This is a genomic window from Pseudomonas sp. GW821-FHT07B01 (assembly GCF_059419065.1).
In genome coordinates this window covers 67,271-85,810 of record NZ_JBWKRA010000009.1, presented here as the reverse complement: position 1 = coordinate 85,810, position 18,540 = coordinate 67,271, and the positions used below count along the sequence as shown (strand labels likewise).

At 59.9% G+C, this 18,540-nt stretch carries 14 protein-coding genes; 9 read left to right on the top strand and 5 right to left on the bottom strand.

Going from position 1 to position 18,540, the window contains the following annotated elements; all coding sequences use genetic code 11:
• Positions 1-41: 41 nt before the first annotated feature.
• The 5 genes from AC07S6_RS12290 to AC07S6_RS12270 all read left to right on the top strand — a co-directional run bounded on the left by AC07S6_RS12290 (position 42) and on the right by AC07S6_RS12270 (position 5,498).
• Complete coding sequence (locus tag AC07S6_RS12290; RefSeq protein WP_014719816.1) at positions 42-683, top strand: YfgM family protein; 642 nt, start codon at positions 42-44, stop codon at positions 681-683.
• Entirely contained in the window at positions 676-1,827 is a 1,152-nt protein-coding gene (gene bamB, locus AC07S6_RS12285; RefSeq protein ID WP_032903676.1) for an outer membrane protein assembly factor BamB, read from the top strand. The genes AC07S6_RS12290 and bamB overlap by 8 nt, the downstream gene beginning before the upstream one ends.
• A 139-nt stretch (positions 1,828-1,966) precedes the next feature.
• A complete protein-coding gene (gene der, locus AC07S6_RS12280) occupies positions 1,967-3,436 on the top strand; it encodes a ribosome biogenesis GTPase Der (protein ID WP_016977675.1) in 1,470 nt (489 codons plus the stop codon).
• A 134-nt stretch (positions 3,437-3,570) separates the two neighbouring features.
• Entirely contained in the window at positions 3,571-4,719 is a 1,149-nt protein-coding gene (locus AC07S6_RS12275; RefSeq protein ID WP_495112393.1) for a pyridoxal phosphate-dependent aminotransferase, read from the top strand.
• Positions 4,707-5,498 carry an amidohydrolase gene (locus AC07S6_RS12270; protein ID WP_102665953.1) on the top strand — a complete coding sequence of 264 codons (792 nt, stop codon included), beginning with the start codon at positions 4,707-4,709 and terminating at the stop codon, positions 5,496-5,498. Before AC07S6_RS12275 ends, AC07S6_RS12270 begins: the two co-directional genes overlap by 13 nt.
• 167 nt (positions 5,499-5,665) lie before the next feature.
• Here the strand turns inward: AC07S6_RS12270 and leuA are convergent, their stop codons facing one another.
• Positions 5,666-7,345: a 2-isopropylmalate synthase gene (leuA, locus tag AC07S6_RS12265; RefSeq protein WP_495112392.1), complete on the bottom strand. Its 1,680-nt coding sequence runs from the start codon at positions 7,343-7,345 to the stop codon at positions 5,666-5,668.
• Between the two features lie 43 nt (positions 7,346-7,388).
• Between leuA and AC07S6_RS12260 the strand changes: the two genes are divergently transcribed.
• Positions 7,389-7,610, top strand: a complete 222-nt coding sequence (locus AC07S6_RS12260) for a hypothetical protein (protein WP_495112391.1) — start codon at positions 7,389-7,391, stop codon at positions 7,608-7,610.
• A 131-nt stretch (positions 7,611-7,741) separates the two neighbouring features.
• Here AC07S6_RS12260 and AC07S6_RS12255 read toward each other — a convergent pair whose 3' ends face one another.
• From AC07S6_RS12255 to AC07S6_RS12240, 4 genes are all read right to left on the bottom strand, one after another.
• Positions 7,742-11,683 carry a dermonecrotic toxin domain-containing protein gene (locus tag AC07S6_RS12255; protein ID WP_495112390.1) on the bottom strand — a complete coding sequence of 1,314 codons (3,942 nt, stop codon included), beginning with the start codon at positions 11,681-11,683 and terminating at the stop codon, positions 7,742-7,744.
• Positions 11,684-12,085: 402 nt separating this feature from the next.
• Positions 12,086-12,907: a peptidoglycan DD-metalloendopeptidase family protein gene (locus tag AC07S6_RS12250; protein ID WP_495112389.1), complete on the bottom strand. Its 822-nt coding sequence runs from the start codon at positions 12,905-12,907 to the stop codon at positions 12,086-12,088.
• 3 nt (positions 12,908-12,910) lie between these two features.
• Positions 12,911-14,290 (bottom strand): exodeoxyribonuclease VII large subunit, encoded by a 1,380-nt coding sequence (xseA, locus tag AC07S6_RS12245; protein ID WP_495112388.1) that lies wholly within the window; start codon positions 14,288-14,290, stop codon positions 12,911-12,913.
• A 10-nt stretch (positions 14,291-14,300) separates the two neighbouring features.
• Entirely contained in the window at positions 14,301-15,191 is an 891-nt protein-coding gene (locus AC07S6_RS12240) for a LysR family transcriptional regulator (protein ID WP_495112387.1), read from the bottom strand.
• Positions 15,192-15,291: 100 nt separating this feature from the next.
• On the opposite strand from AC07S6_RS12240, the gene AC07S6_RS12235 reads away from it, so the two are divergent.
• The 3 genes from AC07S6_RS12235 to guaB all read left to right on the top strand — a co-directional run bounded on the left by AC07S6_RS12235 (position 15,292) and on the right by guaB (position 18,486).
• On the top strand, positions 15,292-16,059 hold the full coding sequence (locus AC07S6_RS12235; RefSeq protein WP_495112386.1) for a sulfite exporter TauE/SafE family protein: 768 nt from the start codon (positions 15,292-15,294) through the stop codon (positions 16,057-16,059).
• A 137-nt stretch (positions 16,060-16,196) separates the two neighbouring features.
• Entirely contained in the window at positions 16,197-16,745 is a 549-nt protein-coding gene (locus tag AC07S6_RS12230) for a hypothetical protein (RefSeq protein WP_005791157.1), read from the top strand.
• A gap of 271 nt (positions 16,746-17,016) precedes the next feature.
• Positions 17,017-18,486, top strand: a complete 1,470-nt coding sequence (gene guaB, locus AC07S6_RS12225; protein WP_034128014.1) for an IMP dehydrogenase — start codon at positions 17,017-17,019, stop codon at positions 18,484-18,486.
• The last annotated feature ends 54 nt before the right edge of the window (positions 18,487-18,540 follow it).

The window sequence follows — 18,540 nt, the reverse complement described above, 5'->3', positions numbered from 1 at the left end:
AGCTGTCGAACAGCCGAATTTAGCGATTAAGGAGTATTGGGGTGTCGAGTACTGATGATGAGCAACTGGCCGAGTTCAAGGACTGGTGGCAGCGTAACGGCAAGCCCCTGGTCACAGGCGGCCTGCTGGCGCTAGTGGTAGTGTTCGGCTGGCAAGCCTGGACCAAGTATCAGGCCAACCAGTCCCAAGGTGCCTCGATCGTTTATCAGCAACTGCTGGAAACTACCCTGACCCCGGACGGCAAGCCTGACCCTGCGCAGGTGGCGGACCTGGCCGGCAAGCTGAAGAACGAATTCGGCGGTAGCACCTACGCCCAGTACGGCAGCCTGTTCGTCGCGAAAGTCGCGGTCGATACCGGCAAGCTGGATGACGCCGTCACCGAGCTGAAGGCCATTGCCGACAAGCCGACCAACCCGACCCTGGGTGAAATCGCACGTCAGCGCCTGGCACAGGTATTGGCGGCACAGAACAAGGCTGACGAAGCACTCAAACTGCTCGACGGCGATGCTGACAAGGCATTCGTGGCCACTCGCGAAGAGCTCAAGGGCGACCTGTTGGTCCAATTGGGTCGTACCGACGAAGCCCATGCTGCGTACCAAAAAGCCAAGGCGGCGCTGTCTGATGAAGCGGCGGTCGGTGGCTTACAAATCAAGCTCGACGACTTGGCCAAAGGGGATGCGTGACGTGATCCGTTGGAAACATGCAGCATTGCTGGCTCTGGCCGTTTTGGCCGCGGGTTGCAGCAGCAACAGCAAAAAAGAACTGCCTCCTGCCGAGCTGACCAGCTTCAAGGAAGAAGTGGTCCTGCAAAAACAATGGAGCCAATCCATTGGTGATGGGCAGGGCGACCTCTACAACCTGTTGCAGCCGGCGATTGACGGCGACAACATCGTGGCTACTGATTCCACTGGTGTCGTGGTTGCCATGGATCGCATGAACGGCGACGTCAAGTGGAAGAAAGACCTCGAACTGCCGGTTTCCGGCGGTGTGGGCGTCGGCTACGGCATGGTGCTGATCGGTACCCTCAAGGGTGACGTGGTCGCGCTGGACTCCAGCACCGGTGAAGAGAAGTGGCGCGCTCGCGTGACCAGTGAAGTGCTCTCGGCGCCGGCGACCAACGGCGATATCGTCGTGGTGCAAACCCAGGACGACCGCGTGATCGGCCTGGATGCCTCCACCGGGGACCAACGCTGGTTGTACGACAGTACCCCTGCGGTGTTGACCCTGCGCGGTACCAGTGGTCCGATTGTGACCAACAACCTGGCCGTTGCTGGCCTGTCGACCGGTAAAGTGGTTGCCCTGAATACCCAGAACGGCGTGCCGGCCTGGGAAACTCGTGTGGCCATCCCGCAAGGTCGTTCCGAACTGGATCGCGTGGTCGACATCGACGGCGGCTTGCTGCTGTCGGGTGAAACCCTCTACGTCGCCACCTACCAGGGGCGTGTTGCCGCGCTGGACCTGCAAAGCGGTCGCATCAACTGGCAGCGTGATGCCTCCAGCTATGCGGGTGTCGCCCAAGGGTTTGGCAGCGTCTATGTGAGCCTGGCATCCGGCACCGTTGAAAGTGTGGATGAGCGTTCCACCACTGCACTGTGGAGCAATGACTCCCTGGCTCGCCGTCAACTGTCGGCACCGGAAGTCTTCTCCAGCTACGTCGCGGTCGGTGACTTTGAAGGCTACCTGCACCTGCTGAGCCAGGTGGATGGTCGTTTTGTCGGTCGCCAGCGTATCGACAGCGACGGCCTGCGTGCGCGTCCGCTGGTGGTGGGTAACATGCTTTATGTGTATGGCAACGGCGGCAAGCTGGAAGCCCTGACCATCAAGTAAAGGTTTGACTATGCTTGGGGTAACCCCCAGGCGGCCCTGCTTCGGCGGGGCATGCGGCATCTGACGATGCTGCCCCGAGCACCAGCCGCTGCCCTGCAGCGGCTTTTGTATTTTCTGAAATAACGAAGTGGAGAGCCGCATGGTTCCCGTAATCGCCCTGGTGGGCCGACCTAACGTCGGCAAGTCCACCCTGTTCAACCGCCTGACCAGGACTCGCGACGCCATTGTCGGCGACTTGTCCGGTCTGACCCGTGATCGCCAATACGGTGAGGCAAAGTGGCAAGGGCGCTCCTACATTATTGTCGACACCGGTGGTATCTCCGGTGACGAGCATGGCATGGACGAAAAAATGGCCGAGCAGTCACTGCTGGCCATTGAAGAAGCCGATGTCGTGTTGTTCCTGGTGGACGCCCGCGCGGGCTATACCGCTGCCGACCAGATGATTGGCGAGCACCTGCGCAAGCGCAACAAGCGCTCCTATCTGGTCGCCAACAAGATCGACAACATCGATCCTGAGGCCGCCCGTGCCGAATTCAGCCCGATGGGCCTGGGCGATGCGATCCCGGTCGCCGGTGCCCACGGTCGCGGCATCACCCAGATGCTGGAAATCGCCCTGCGCGATTTCCCCAAGGATGACGTCGAGGAAGAAGAGGGCGAGGAAGAGATCGTCGCTGAAGGTGAGGAAGCCAAGCGCATTCCTGGCCCGAGCGAAAAAGACGGTATCAAGATCGCTATCATCGGCCGCCCGAACGTCGGCAAGTCGACCCTGGTCAACCGTATGCTCGGTGAAGACCGCGTTATCGTCTACGACCAACCCGGTACCACCCGCGACAGCATCTACATCCCGTTCGAACGCAACGAGGAAAAGTACACGCTGATTGACACCGCCGGTGTGCGCAAGCGCGGCAAGATCCACGAAGAAGTTGAAAAGTTCTCCGTGGTCAAAACCCTGCAGGCGATCAAAGACGCCAACGTGGTGATCTTCGTGATGGACGCCCGCGAAGGCGTGGTGGACCACGACCTCAACTTGCTGGGCTTTGCCCTGGAAGCCGGTCGCGCCCTTGTGATCGCGATCAACAAGTGGGACGGCATGACGCCGAGCGAGCGCGATTTCGTCAAAATCGAGCTGCAGCGTCGGTTGTTCTTCGTTGAGTTCGCCGATATCCACTTTATCTCGGCACTGCACGGCACCGGCGTGGGCAACCTCTACGCGTCCGTACAGAACTCGTTCAAGTCCGCGGTTACCCGCTGGCCGACCAACCGCCTGACCCAGATCCTGGAAGACGCGGTGGGCGAGCACGCGCCGCCGATGGTCAACAACCGCCGGATCAAACTGCGTTACGCCCACTTGGGTGGTGCCAACCCGCCGATTATCGTGATCCACGGTAACCAGATCGAGAAGGTGCCCAAGTCCTACGTGCGTTACCTGGAAAACACCTACCGCCGTGTCTTGAAACTGGTCGGTACACCGATCCGTATCGAGTTCAAGGGTGGCGAGAACCCATACGAAGGCAACAAGAACACACTGACTGACCGTCAGGTGAACAAGAAGCGTCGTTTGATGACTCACCACAAGAAAGCCGACAAGAAGCGCCGCGACAAGAAATAACGGCAGCTTTGCGTTGTAAGCGACACGCTGCAAGAGAGGGCTCCTTTGGAGCCCTTTTTTATGCGCGACCGTTTGTGCCTTGACCCGATGCAGTGGGCAGCTTAAAACTTGGGGCTCACCTGCAGGGGCTTCCGATGATCACCAGCAAGCTGCCGAATGTCGGCACGACCATTTTCACCACCATGTCGCAACTCGCCGCTGAAACCGGCGCGCTCAACCTGTCCCAGGGCTTCCCGGATTTCAATGGCCCGCAAGGTTTACTCGATGCCGTGGGCAAGCATATCGCCCTCGGCCATAACCAATACGCACCGATGACCGGCCTGCCCGTGTTACGTCAGCAAGTGGCGGCCAAGATCGCCCGCAGTTATGGCGTCATAGTGGATGTCGACAGCGAAGTGACCATCACCCCAGGCGCCACCGAGGCGATCTTTTGCGCGATCCAGGCGGTCATCCGCAACGGCGATGAAGTCATCGTGTTCGACCCCAGCTACGACAGCTACGAGCCCTCGGTCGAGCTGGCCGGTGGTCGCTGCGTGCATGTGCAATTGAGCCTGCAAGGCTTCGCCCTCGACTTTGACAAGATCAAGGCCGCGCTCTCACCGCGCACGCGCATGATCATCATCAACTCGCCACATAACCCCACCGGCGCGCTAATCAGCCGCGCCGAGCTGGACCAGTTGGCCGAACTGATCCGCGACCGTGATATTTATCTGGTCAGCGATGAGGTCTACGAACACCTGGTATTCGACGGTGTACCCCACGTCAGCATATTGGCCCATCAGGAACTGTATCAGCGCGCCTTTGTGGTCAGCTCCTTCGGCAAGACCTATCACGTGACCGGCTGGAAAACCGGTTACGTGGTCGCGCCGCCGGCCCTGACAGCTGAACTGCGCAAGGTGCATCAATATGTCAACTTTTGCGGCGTGACCCCTTTGCAGTACGCTTTGGCGGACTTCATGGCCGAACACCCGGAACATGTCGAAGAACTGCCGGCCTTCTATCAGGCCAAGCGGGACCTGTTCTGCGACCTGCTGGCGCCATCGCGCTTGAGCTTTACCCGGGTGACCGGCACTTACTTCCAACTGGTGGATTACTCGCAGATACGCCCAGACCTGGATGACGTCGCCATGTCCCTGTGGATGACCCGCGAACATGGCGTGGCGTCCATTCCGGTTTCGGTGTTCTACCAGCACCCACCCCAAGGCCAGCGCCTGGTGCGCCTGTGCTTTGCCAAACGCGAGGAGACGTTGCGACAAGCGGCGGAAAAACTATGCGCGATCTGAGTGCACTGCCCAATCTGAACATTGCCCTGGTGCAGACGAGCCTGGCCTGGCATGACCGCCAGGCCAACTTCGAACACTTCGAGTTGCTGCTGGAGCAGGCCAAAGGCGCCGACTTGATTGTGCTGCCAGAGATGTTCACCACCGGTTTTTCCATGGAATCAGAAGCCCTCGCCGAGCCGGAAAGCGGCCCCACCCATCATTGGCTCCAGGCCCAAGCGGCAAAGTATCAGGCCGTGATTACCGGCAGTGTGATCATCCAGGCCGCCGATGGCAGCCACCGCAACCGTCTGCTGTGGGCGCGGCCGGATGGTGAGGTGTTGCATTACGACAAGCGCCACCTGTTCCGCATGGCCGGTGAACATGACCATTACACCCCCGGCGAGCGCCAGGTGCAGTTCGAGTTGAAGGGTTGGCGCATTCGCCCGCTGATCTGCTATGACCTGCGCTTCCCGGTGTGGAGCCGCGACGCCCAGGATACGGACCTGCTGCTGTACACCGCCAACTGGCCGGGCGCTCGGCGTCAGCATTGGAATCGGCTGTTGCCGGCGCGGGCCATTGAGAACCTGTGTTACGTGGCGGCGGTGAACCGGGTGGGCACCGACGGCAAGGGTTTTGCCTACACCGGCGATAGCCAGGTGTTGGATTTCCAGGGTGAGACTTTGCTGAGTGCAGGGGAGGCGGATGGGGTGTTCCAGGTGATTCTGGATGCGGCGGAGCTGGCGGCTTACCGTACACGATTCCCGGCGAATCTGGATGCCGATAGCTTTCAGTTAGTCTAAGGCTCTTAGATTGTTCCCACGCTCTGCGTGGGAACGCCTCTTGGGACGCTCTGCGTACCGCTTCTAAGGGCGGACGCAGAGCGTCCAGGGCTGCATTCCCACGCAGAGCGTGGGAACGATCAGGCCCCTGGATTCTCACCCAGGGGCCTTTTGCATTACGGCAATGCTTACGCCGCTTTGGCTTCCAACTGGCTCAACGAGCGGTTCAGCGCACTGAACAGCGCCTTGAAGCTGGCGGTAGTAATGTTTTCATCGATCCCCACCCCATGCACCGGGCGCTCACCGTTCACCCGCAGTTCAATGTAGGCCGCCGCCTTGGCATTGGTACCCGCACCAATCGCGTGCTCGTTGTAGTCCATGATCTCCACGCCAATCGGCAGGCCCGCTACCAGCGCTTCCAACGCACCGTTGCCTTTGCCCTTCCAATGCAGGTTGGTTTCGCCCTGGCCTTTGCCGGAGACTTCCACCTCGACAAAGCTGTTGCCATTCTCTTCCTGCAGGCGGTGGCTGACCAACGCGTACGGCGTGTTGGCTTGCAGGTATTCACGCTGCAGCAAGGCGTAGATCTGTGGCGCGGTCATCTCTAGGCCCACGCGGTCGGTTTCGGCCTGCACCACCTGGCTGAACTCGATCTGCATGCGACGCGGCAAGCTGATGTCGTATTCCTGCTCCAGCAGGTAGGCGATACCGCCTTTGCCCGACTGGCTGTTCACGCGGATCACCGCCTCGTAGCTGCGGCCAATATCGGCCGGGTCGATCGGCAAGTACGGCACTTCCCACAATGCATCGTCTTTCTGCTGGGAGAAGCCTTTGCGGATCGCGTCCTGGTGGGAGCCGGAGAACGCGGTGTGTACCAGGTCGCCCACATAGGGGTGACGTGGGTGCACCTGGATCTGGTTGCATTCCTCGACCACTTTGCGCACGCCGTCAATGTCAGAGAAGTCCAACTGCGGGTCGAGGCCCTGGGTGTACATGTTCAGCGCCACGGTGACCAAATCGACGTTACCGGTGCGCTCGCCGTTGCCAAACAGGCAGCCTTCCACACGGTCGGCGCCGGCCATCAGGCCCAGCTCGGTGGCCGCCACGCCAGTGCCGCGGTCGTTGTGGGTGTGCAGGCTGATAATCACGCTGTCGCGACGGTTGATATGGCGACCGAACCACTCGATCTGGTCGGCATAGATGTTCGGCGTGGCGCACTCGACGGTGGCTGGCAGGTTGAGGATCATCTTGTGCTCAGGCGTCGGGTTCCACACCTCGATCACTGCGTCACAGACTTCCTTGGCGAACTCCAGCTCAGTGGCGCTGAAGGTCTCTGGGGAATATTCGAAGGTCCACTGGGTTTCCGGCTGCTGGGCGGCGTATTTGACGAACAGCTTGGCGGCGTTGACCGCGATGGCCTTGATGCCGTCCTTGTCCTGGTTGAACACGATGCGGCGGAACGACGGCGAGGTGGCATTGTACAAGTGCACAATGGCTTTCTTCGCGCCGCGCAGGGATTCGAAGGTGCGTGCGATCAAGTCTTCACGGCCCTGGGTCAGCACCTGGATGGTGGTGTCCTCGGGGATGTGGTTGTCTTCGATCAGGGTGCGCACGAAGTCGAAGTCGGTTTGCGAAGCGGCCGGGAACGAGGCTTCGATTTCCTTCACGCCAACGGCCACCAGGGTCTTCCAGAAGCGCAGCTTTTTCACCGCGTCCATTGGCTCGATCAGCGACTGGTTGCCATCACGCAGGTCGGAGCTGCACCAGATCGGCGCTTGGGTAATGATTTTCGACGGCCAGGTACGGTCCGGGATATCGATGGTCGGGAACGCGCGGTATTTCGAAGACGGGTCTTTGAGCATGCTCATCGGGAAATCCTTGGTTGTAGGGGCCGAGAAAAGGCGGCCTGCCGTGGAACTGTTATTGGGGATAAAACTGAGGGCGAGGCAGATCGATTCAGCCTGGCAGTCGTGCGCTGACAAGGCACAGGCTGCGGTGCTGGCGGAGCTGAATGAGGGTGTGAGAGGTTTTCATAAGCCCAACCCTAACCGTGGCCAAGTGAGATGGCAAGGTGGTCAGGAAAAATTGATAGATTTTCTGCGTAAAACAAACTTTATGGATATTTATTGCTAACAATGTCTTATGTTCTTCACATTGTTGCGCTGCTGTAGGTGGAGGCGCAATTTTGGTGGTGAGGTTTTCCGGTGCCCCTGCATGTGACAGTGAGAGGCTCACCATCGCGCAAACAACGCGACGGTGATTGCTCAGATGACTTTATGGAAGATCTGGTAATCCCCTACCGTAAGGCTATTCGTGACGTCGGCCCCGGGATCCCTCGGGATTGATGGACCGCTGATGGCAACACTCTTGTTGAATGTTTTGTCCGGGTACACGCCTATGCCCACCCCTCCATTGAGTTCCGCCAGGCCTGGAACGTTTCGGGCCGTGTTCATATGGGCCCGACCTACCAAGGCGAGTACTTTTTCGCCCGGCTTGCGTGTTTGCAAAATGCGGGTCGCGAAGTAGTTGAATTCTTGCAGGCGAGTAATGCCGTTGTCGTTGTCCCCAACGTACCTGTAGAAATCGGGCATATCCGATCGGCGGGTTAAGTAGTGGTGTTCCAGGGGTTTGACGGTGATTCCATTGTCATTGGCAAGTTGAACCAGTTCCGAGAGCGTGGGAGACGCGCCTTGAGGACGATGGGCCCCCATGCCCACATCCATGAGCTGGCCCGCGGTATTGGTTTCGACATTCTCAAGATAAAGCGTGGTAACCCCCGACTCTTTGAGGGCCTGCATATTCTCTTTGAGCATCTGGAAACTGGCAATTTCGCTATGGGACTCCCCCAGTACCACCACGTCAGTGATTTCGTAGGCCTTACGCAACAGGTCGGCCGGTGAGGTGCCGGGTGCGAGTTCCAGCCGGGGCGGGCGCGGCGGCATCTGGCCTTGAGTGAGCATGTTCTTGTAGAAGTTATACAAATCCCGCCTGAACCAATACCTGGCCAGTGGCAAGGTTTTATCGGTGAAGTCGGCTTTGACCAGCCGCCCTCTGTTGAGGCTGAAATACTCGGCGTCTGGTAACGCTGGTCGGGCAGGGGCCTCGGCGCCTGTCGTCGAAGCTCCCGGTGTCGGCGTGGGGGCTCCACCGGGCAGTTGATTCAGGCGCCATTCACCGTTGCCCGCATGTTGTACAGAGGCGACGATTCTGCTGCTTTTGGGCGCAGTTGATGGGACGTTCGGGTCGATGATATTGACCCAGCCACTGCGAGCGTGAAAGGCTGAATCGATCTGATAAACCCTGCTCACGCGGGTACTGTCGGTAAATCGGATGAACCACTCGTCGCCAACGTTATAGGTACCGTCACTCCTGAGCGTCCTGCCGTTGATCATATCGCCAGGCCTGGCGTACGCACTCAAGTCGCGCTCAGGAATGACGGCGTCGTTGGGCGTGCGTGAGCCAGCAATAGTGTTGCCGGTGCTGGCGAAGGGTCGCGCCGGCACTGGGCTGACGGGCGCAGGCAGTGCTCTTGGCCCAGGGCGCGAGGTAATCGCGCCTGTCGCCGTCGACGACTTGAATACCGGGCGTAGGGGGGCCGCGCGAACATTGGAGATACCCGCCGCAGACAAGGTGAAATCACTGTAGATGGCCCGTCCCAGGCCGGGCCTTTTGATCAGGTGCGGCAACACTCTGCTGTTGGCGCGCAGTGCGCTGATGCCGGCTTTGCCCAGACGAAAACCCGCAGACACGCCTTTGCCAGCCACCGGTATCAGGTCGGTAAAGATCAATGCCACTTCAATGCCGAACTCGATTTTGTTCTTGAGCGATTGCCGTGCGACCTCCGCACTGCTTACGGACTGGTGATCCGCTCGGTCGATTGCCATCTGTACGTGTTGCTTGTACAGATGGTCTTGGAAGTCACCTTTTATGGGCTCAAGGCGAGTGGCGCCTCCCAGCAGCTTGATCGACGAGACCGCCAGTTCGGGGGACATCAATTTCGTTGGGCTGTACGCAGCTTCTTTAAGCGCTCCCTTGAACTGATCGACCTCATCTTTACTGACGGGTGATTTTCTTTGCGCGATATAGGTTGCCCACTCTTTTTTCTCCAGGAGGGTGTCGAGGGCCTTGTGGTCCGCGACTTCGCGATAAGTAATGCCGTCGGGAGCCTTGGGGGTGTACAGCACCAGCGATGGATCTGTCTGGTTGCCGATCACCATCACGCCCTGCACCGCTAGCCCCCTGTGGAGCAGGCTGTTGGCGACGATGGTTTTCCCATCGACTTGAGGGCGGGTGGCCGGGTCGGGGTGAGTCAGTACCGCATCCGCCCACTGCGCCGCGCGTTTATGGATGTTGTCGCTGGCCAGTTCCGTATAGGCGTCGGGGCTGAGTTCTGCCAGAAACGCCCCTTTATCCATCGCGTCTGCCAGATGAGCTTTCCACGCTGTGCGCAAGTGCACAGCACTCCCCGATTGGGCATCAGGGGCCATTTCCTGTTTGAGCAGTTTGGTGTATTCGCCCCCGACATCGGTGGTATTGACCAATGCCTTGAGATCGTCGGTATCCAGGGTAACCGGCTTGCCGCTCAGGTCCCGTACGGGCTTGCCGTGCTTGTCGCGCAGAGGCAAGGTCATTTTCTCATCGGTGTATACACCTCTTTCGACGGCAGGGAAGCCACTGGGATTCTTCAGCGCCAAGTCGGTCAGGGACACCGCGTCTTGTTTCGAATAGAGGGGTTGGCCAGTCCCTCTCCCGCCGTGGATGGCGGTGCGGGTGTGGACCTGCACCATGAGTTGATCCGCATCGATTTCTGCTGCCGGGTATCGCTGTTTGATGGCTGCATTCAGGCGGTCACGGGCGAAGGTGTCCAGCGCCGGGATTTTTTCAAGCAGGGGCGTCAGCGCATCCAGGCTCCGCTCCTGCGCTTTGTCCAAGTGCAAAAACAAGGCTTCTTGAAAGGGGCTTAGATTCTTCAACCATTCGGGTTGGAGTTTGTCGGTCAGCTTGGCGTCCCGGGCCAGCATGGCGTTGGTGCCATCGGTGAGGTACGACCAGTCGGCCGCATTATCGATACCTTCCAATGTGGCACTGTCGAGAAGAGGGTTGACGGTTTTGCCTGGCGCCAATGCTGTGCTCAGGTGGGCATTAATGTCTGCCCGCTGGCGTTTGAGTATCCAGGGGATGGATTGCGCCAACACATCCCCGGCCGACGGCTCGACACTGGACATCAGATCTTTTCCGGTAATAGGGTCGGGCCTGTTTTGCAGAGCCGGGGGCAGGCCTTGCAGGAGCAACTTGGCCTCGACACCGCCCTGGTCCAGGCGGCGGGCCAAAGCCTGGCGCGCCTGGGCCGGGGTTGCGAATTCCTCGAAACCTTCACTGGGCGTGTACATCACGACGGGGCCATTGTCATCGTTGAGCGCAAGTGCGCGCCCATTCGGCCAGGTGGGCGGCGTAGCATAGGAGCCGTCTTTTCGGGTGATGAGAAAGGCCCCTGGCAGCATCGCGCCATGTTCCGTTTGGTCATCCACAGTGATGGGGTACACCCCAAAGCGATCACCGTCGGTGAAGCGTTTTTCTCGGTCTTGCAGGGTGGGGTAGCGCAACCCGGAGTCGATCAGGTTTTTGCCGGTCGCGCTCAGGGTGCCATCGCTCAGGCGCAGTGAGGCGAGGATTGACAGCTGTTTTTTGTGCAGGAACAACAGTTGCTCTTGCGGCGACATCTGGAGAGTCGGCTGATTTTCCACCGGCCGCGGTGTGGTCCAGTATTCTTCAAGCGCCTGCGGGTATTGCGTGGCAATGTTGCGAGCAATGGATTGCAGCGTGCCTTCGGTAAAGGCCGGTACCGCCAGGTCGGCAATGGTTCGTCGATGCGTGAATTCAGTTCTTATGCCTCGCTCCGGGCGCATCAACGCATTCGGGTTGGCCTGGATGTCGCGGATCATCCTGGCCAGCGCAGCCATCAAGGGCTCTGAAGAGGCCAGTGATTCGCGTCCATCGCCCACTCTGTAGCGATTGAAACTGAGCATGTCGGGATTCAGCGGCCTGATCGCGGGGAACGCTTCCTCAAGTTGAGACTGTACAAAGGCCTTGAAGCCGGGTTGCTGGCTATGCAGGCGTTGCTTGTCTTCAGTCAGCATCGCGTGTTCAGCGGTGAACTGTGTTTCATTGCTGGGTTTGAAATGCTTCACCAACTGCGGGTATCGCATTTTCGCCGGGGTTATACCTGACGAGGCGGGAGTAGGCGGGTCATCGGGGGCGTAATTGGCGGCGGCGGGCAAGGGGGCTGATGCAGGTTGTTGCAGAGTTGCGGGTGGCGTAGGCGGGCTGGTCGGGGGAGTACCGGGTGAGGCGTGAGATGAGGTCAGGAGGTTTTGCGAATGTCGCTCTGACAGTGCTGGGGTAAGTGACATGGAAAGAGTCTCATGGGAATTGGATTTCCAATGCTCAGGTCCTGCTCATTACGTCCGTGTAAATCGCTGGTTGAGTGAGTCTCGGGTGTCGGATGGTTCATCGCAAAAGTGTAAGAAGATCACAATGCATTGCAGCGATCCTCCGGCAGATCAGGCACCAGCGCAGGAAATCACTGACGCCCCTCACGGCCACGGTATTCAGGGTTGAAACGCGCCGATAAAAATCGCCGGATCTACCCGTGCATCGTTCAGGCTGACGTTCCAGTGCATATGCGGCCCGGTGGCCCGGCCTGTCGAGCCGACTTTGCCGACTACCGCACCGCGCACCAGTGGCTGACCCACCTTCACATCGATCTTCGACATATGGCAGAACATGCTGATAAAGCCCTGGCCATGGTCGACAAACACGGTATTGCCGTTGAAGAAGTAATTGCCGACCAGAATCACCTTGCCATTGGCGGGTGTCTTGATCGGTGTGCCGGCCGGTACGGCGAAATCCAGGCCCGAATGCGGGTTGCGTTCTTCACCGTTGAAAAAGCGGCGCACCCCGAATTTGCTCGAAAGCGGCCCGTTCACCGGTTTATCCAGCACCAGGTTGCTAGGCAGGTTCGGGCTGAAGCTGCGGTAAGCCTTGAGCTGCACTGCCAGTTCGTCTTCGATGCGCTTGAGCTGGGCCGGGTCAGGGTTGACCTGGCTCTTGTTCTTCAAAGTGATGCGCTGTTCCGGATACTTCTTGTAACCGACGATAAACGGCAGGTTGCGCCCACCGCTGCTGATGCGCTCGTTGCCAGGCTTGACCGTTAACGGGATACCGACAATCGCCAGCCAGTTGTCCTGCTCCTTGACCACCAGCACCGGCTTGCCCTGGTAGGTGGCTTTCGGCGCCGTGGCCGAAGGGCCTAGTTCGACGACGGCCACGCCGCCTGGCACCGGTTTGTTCAGGGTTCGCATGATGTAACTGTCGGCGTGGGCGTGAAATGTGAGGCACAACAGCATCAACAGGCTCAGTAGGCGTGGCATCGATCAATCCAATAATGAAAGGGTGACGGGTGTCAGGTGGTTGTCTTCCACCCGCACTTGCAATTGGCCTTCACCCAGGCGCGCGGTGAGGCGCTGGCCGGTGTGGGTTTGTGCGGCATTGCGAATCGCCTGGCCGCGCTCGTCCAACAGGATGCTGTAGCCGCGGCCCAGGGTCGCCAGCGGGCTGACCACCTGCAATGTCTGCACTTGGCTCTGCAGTTGCAGACGCCGAGCCTTGAGACCTTCACGCATGGCGCGGGGCAGGCGTTCGGCGAGGCTGTCCAGGCGCTGGCGCAAGAGTGCCAGTTGACGGCCGGGGTGCTGGCCGGCGAGGCGGGTTTCCAGGCGGATCAAGCGCTCGCGACGGGTATTGAGGCTGCGCTCAAAGGCACGGCGCAAGCGCATGTCCAGGTCATCCAGACGCTGGGCCTGCTGGCGCAAGCGCTCGCCCGGATGACGCAGGCGCCGGGCCATGCCTTCCAGGCGCAGGCGGCTGTGGCTCAGGCGGTTGCGCATCAGCATCACCAGGCGGCGCTGCAGGTTTTCCACTTGACGCACCAGATGGCTGGCGTCGGGAGCCAGCAATTCGGCGGCGGCAGAGGGAGTAGGGGCGCGGACGTCCGCCACGAAGTCGCTGATGGACACATCGGTTTCATGACCAACGGCACTGACGATAGGGGTAACGCAGGCATCGATTGCGCGGGCCACCGCCTCTTCGTTGAAGCACCACAAGTCTTCCAGGGAGCCACCGCCACGGGCCAGGATCAACGCGTCGAAACCCCGGCCGTCGGCGAGTTTCAGCGCCCGCACGATCTGCGGGATTGCTTCGCGGCCTTGCACGGCGGTAGGGATCAGGGTCAGTTCAACATTCGGCGCGCGGCGGCGGAACACGCTGATGATGTCGCGAATCACCGCGCCGGTGGGCGAGCTGATAATGCCGATGCGCCGAGGATGCGCCGGCAGCGCCACTTTGCGTTCGGCACTGAACAGGCCTTCGGCGCTCAGCTTTTCCTTCAGTGCGTCGAAGGCCAGGCGTAGCGCACCATCACCGGCCGGCTCCACGGTATCGAGGATCAGTTGGTAATCGCCGCGGCCCTCGAACAACGAGACCTTGCCGCGCACCTTCACCGCCAGCCCGTCCCTCAACGCCTGGCGTACGCGTGCAGCGTTGTTGCGAAACAGCGCACAACGCACCTGGGCGCCACTGTCCTTGAGCGTGAAATACACATGGCCGGAGGCTGGGCGAGCGAGGTTGGAGATCTCGCCTTCCACCCAGATATTGGTGAACACGTCTTCCAGCAACACCCGCGCACGGCCGTTGAGCTGGCTGACAGTCAGGACTTCGCGGTCCAGGCCCAAACGGGCAAAAGGATCTTTAATCATGGGCGGCAGTTTATAGGCATTCGTGCAGGGTTTGACAGAATTGCTCCACCAGCGCGTTTGGCGCTTGCGCACAGGCCAGGGCTACGGTGCTGTCGCAGTCAGGGTCGGCCAAGGGCAAAAATTGCACGTTGGGCGGGGCGATGTCCTGCATGGATTTTGGTAGCAAGGCAATACCGAAACCGGCCTGGATCAATTGCAACTGCGTGGTCTTGCGCGACATCACCCGCGCCGCCTTGGGGAAAAAACCTGCACGCATGCACAATTCAGCCGACAGATAACTCAGCCCGCCGCGCTGAGGGTGGGGGATCGAGATAAACGCCTCGTCCTTGAGTTGCATTAACTCGACCGCTGCGTTGCCGCGTGCCAAGGGATGACCCGCAGGCACTGCCAGCGCCAACGGCTCGGTGTACCAAGGCACCACGCGCACGCCTTCGCGCTGGCGCAACACCGGCAACCGCAGCAGGCCGACGTCCAGGCGGCCCTCGGCGATTTCCTCCAGTTGGGCTTCGGAGGAGAGTTTGACGATATCCATCGACACACCCGGGCAGCGCTCCAGCCACGTGCTGATGCCTTGGAGTAACGCGCCGCTCATCGGCACGGTGCTCGAATGGCTCAGGCGCAAGGTGCCGAGTTGGCCCTGGCCCACTTGTGTCGCCAGGTTGCTGGCCTTGAGCAGCTCACTCAGCAGGTTGCGCGCCCGTGGGTAGAAGGCTTCGCCGGCGGCCGTCAGCCTTGGCTGGCGTGCAGTGCGTTCGAACAGTGGGGTTTGCAGTTGAGATTCAAGCTCCTTGATCTGCCGGCTCAAGGCTGATTGCGCCACGAACAGGCGCTCGGCGGCAGCACTGAAGCTACCGCTGTCGGCGATTTCGACGAAATAACGCAGTTGCCGGGTGGAGATCAAGAGTCATGCCTTTTTGAGATGAGTAGTGAGCCTGGAAGATATTAGTCGCAACCCTTGCAGATGGCTAAAGTGAACGGCATCTCAATAGAAGGAATAAGTCATGAGCCCGGTTGAGCTGATGAGCCAGTGGTCGTTCGGCTGTATTGATTGGCTGGTGATCGGCCTGGGCGTGACAGTGGCTTATATCGTGTTCGGCATTGCCGGTTTCGGCACGGCGCTGGTGGCGGGGCCCATCCTGATTTTATTCATGCCGCTGTCGAAGATCATCCCGTTGCTGGTGCTTCTGGACTTTGTCGCGGCGTTTGGCGGCCTGCTGCAAACGCGGCGCGATGTGAACAAGCCGGAACTGTTGCGGTTGCTACCCTGCATGGCTATCGGCTGCACCCTGGGCGTAGTGTTTTTGCTCAACCTGCATTCGGACCTGTTGCTGCTATTGATGGGGCTGTTTATCAGTGCCTACGCGATTTACAGCCTGGCGGTGAAAGCACGACCGACTCAGCTGGCGGCGGGCTGGTCGGTTCCCATGGGCACTGTTGGGGGGCTGTTTGGTGCGCTATTCGGCAGTGGCGGCTTTTTATATGCGATTTACCTGAACAGCCGTTTGCCCAAGGACGCGGCGCGGGCTACGCAAAGCGCGCTGATCAGTTGCAGCACGGTGGTGCGTTTGAGTCTGTTCCTGATTGCCGGGGTGTATGCAGATTTGCCGTTATTGATGTTGGCGGTTTGCCTGTTGCCGGCGATGGTTCTGGGGTTGTGGTGTGGGCGCAGGCTGACGATGCGGCTGTCCCGTGAGGCGTTCGTGCGGTTGGTGACCTGGCTGGTATTGGCCAGTGGTATTGCGTTGGTCGGACGGTATTTGAGTACTTGACCTGATTTTTTCAGGGATTAAGCTGCCGTCCTCCCGGGCGTCATCGCGGGCAAGCCCGGCTCCCACATTGGAATGCGATCACCTGTGTGAGCCGGGCTTGCCCGCGATGGCGCCAATAGCCACACCGCAGGACTCCCATGAACTCCCAAAGCATCCTTGTCCCGAAAATCTCCACCTTGCCGGTCCACGAACCCCGCGCCCGGGCGATTGTGCGCTGGCTGGTGCGCAAGAACATCATCAAGGAAGAGCTCACCACCTGTGGGCGTACCGGCAACCGCATGGGCTACGCCCTGGCCGATGGTGCCCGCGCCGTGGTGCTGCACCCCGAAGCGCTGCCGTTCAACGAGCCGGTCAATGGCCTGGAGATCATCTACAAGCGTTGCATCTACACGCCGGCCAAGGGGTTCCTCGAAGAAGCTGGCTGCCCGGAGTGCCTCAAGGAAGTCGGCGAGGCGCTGTTTGAAAGCCTGGAAGACTGGATGCCTGGCCACACCGATAACTTCACCTGCCCGCTATGTGGGCATGAAGACGACATCAATGGCTTTCTGTTCCTGCAGGAATGCGGGTTTTCCAACCTGGGATTCATTTTCAACAACTGGGCGGAGGCGGGCTTCAAACAGAGCTTTATCGACGAGTTTGCCGATTGGCTCGATCAAAAAATGAGCTGGGTCAAAGTCGAACTGTAACTTTTTGCCGAACACGACCGTTCCCACGCTCCCGCGTGGGCACCGCCGCATGGGACGCTCCGCGTCCCGTTGTTGTCTGAGATTTTGAATCCTGCCCCAAGGCGACGCGGAGCGTCACCAGAGGCATTCCCACGCGGAGCATGGGAATGATCGGGGCGATGAAATTACCCATCTATCAGTATTACCAAGTTTGTCAGAGTTTTACATTGAGCCCGGCAGGGTGCATGTATATAATGGCGCGCTTCCATTTTCCCGCTCGGGAGCCCCCGCGATGCTGCGTATCAGCCAAGAAGCTCTGACATTCGACGACATTCTCCTAGTGCCCGGTTATTCCGAGGTGCTTCCTAACGAAGTCAGTCTCAAGACCCGCCTAACCCGTGGCATCGAGCTGAATATTCCCCTGGTTTCCGCTGCCATGGACACCGTCACCGAAGCCCGTCTGGCCATTGCCATGGCTCAGGAAGGCGGCATCGGCATCATCCACAAGAACATGACCATCGAGCAGCAAGCTGCCGAAGTGCGCAAGGTCAAGCGTTACGAAGCCGGTGTGGTGAAAGATCCGATCACCATCGAAGCCGACGCTACCGTGCGTGACCTGTTCGAACTCACTCGCATGCACAACATCTCCGGCGTCCCGGTGCTGCACGATGGCGACCTGGTCGGCATCGTCACGTCCCGTGACGTGCGTTTCGAGAACCGCCTTGAAGTCACCGTCCGCGAAGTGATGACGCCTAAAGAGCGTCTGGTCACCGTCAAGGAAGGCGCCGACAAGAACGATGTGCGCGAACTGCTGCACAAGCACCGCATCGAGCGCGTGCTGATCGTCGACGACAAATTCGCCCTCAAAGGCATGATGACCGTCAACGACATCGAAAAAGCCAAGGCTTACCCGCTGGCCAGCAAGGATGACCAAGGTCGTCTGCGCGTTGGCGCTGCGGTCGGTACCGGTAAAGACACCGGTGATCGCGTCTCGGCGCTGGTCGCTGCCGGTGTTGACGTGGTAGTGGTCGACACCGCCCACGGCCACTCCAAAGGCGTGATCGACCGCGTGCGTTGGGTCAAGCAGAACTTCCCTGAAGTGCAGGTGATCGGCGGCAACATCGCTACCGGCGCTGCCGCCAAGGCCCTGGCCGAAGCTGGCGCCGACGCAGTCAAGGTCGGTATCGGCCCAGGCTCCATCTGCACCACGCGTATCGTCGCCGGTGTGGGCGTGCCGCAGATCAGCGCCATCGCCAACGTCGCCGCTGCCCTTGAAGGCACTGGCGTACCCTTGATCGCCGACGGTGGCATCCGTTTCTCCGGTGACCTGTCCAAGGCCATCGTAGCCGGTGCTTCCTGCGTGATGATGGGCTCGATGTTCGCCGGTACCGAAGAAGCGCCGGGCGAGATCGAACTGTTCCAGGGTCGTTCGTACAAGGCTTACCGTGGCATGGGTTCGCTGGGCGCCATGTCCCAGGCGCAAGGCTCTTCCGACCGTTACTTCCAGGACTCTTCGGCAGGCGCCGAGAAGCTCGTACCGGAAGGCATCGAAGGCCGTGTGCCGTACAAAGGCACCCTGAGCGCGATCATCCACCAACTGATGGGCGGCCTGCGTTCCTCGATGGGCTACACCGGCAGTGCCAACATCGAAGAAATGCGCACCAAGCCAGAGTTCGTACGGATCACCGGCGCCGGCATGGCTGAATCCCATGTCCACGACGTGCAGATCACCAAGGAAGCGCCAAACTACCGTGTAGGTTGAGGCTTCCAGCAAAACGTTAAGTAACCGGGGCTGTTCTTTCAGCCCCGAGTTGTT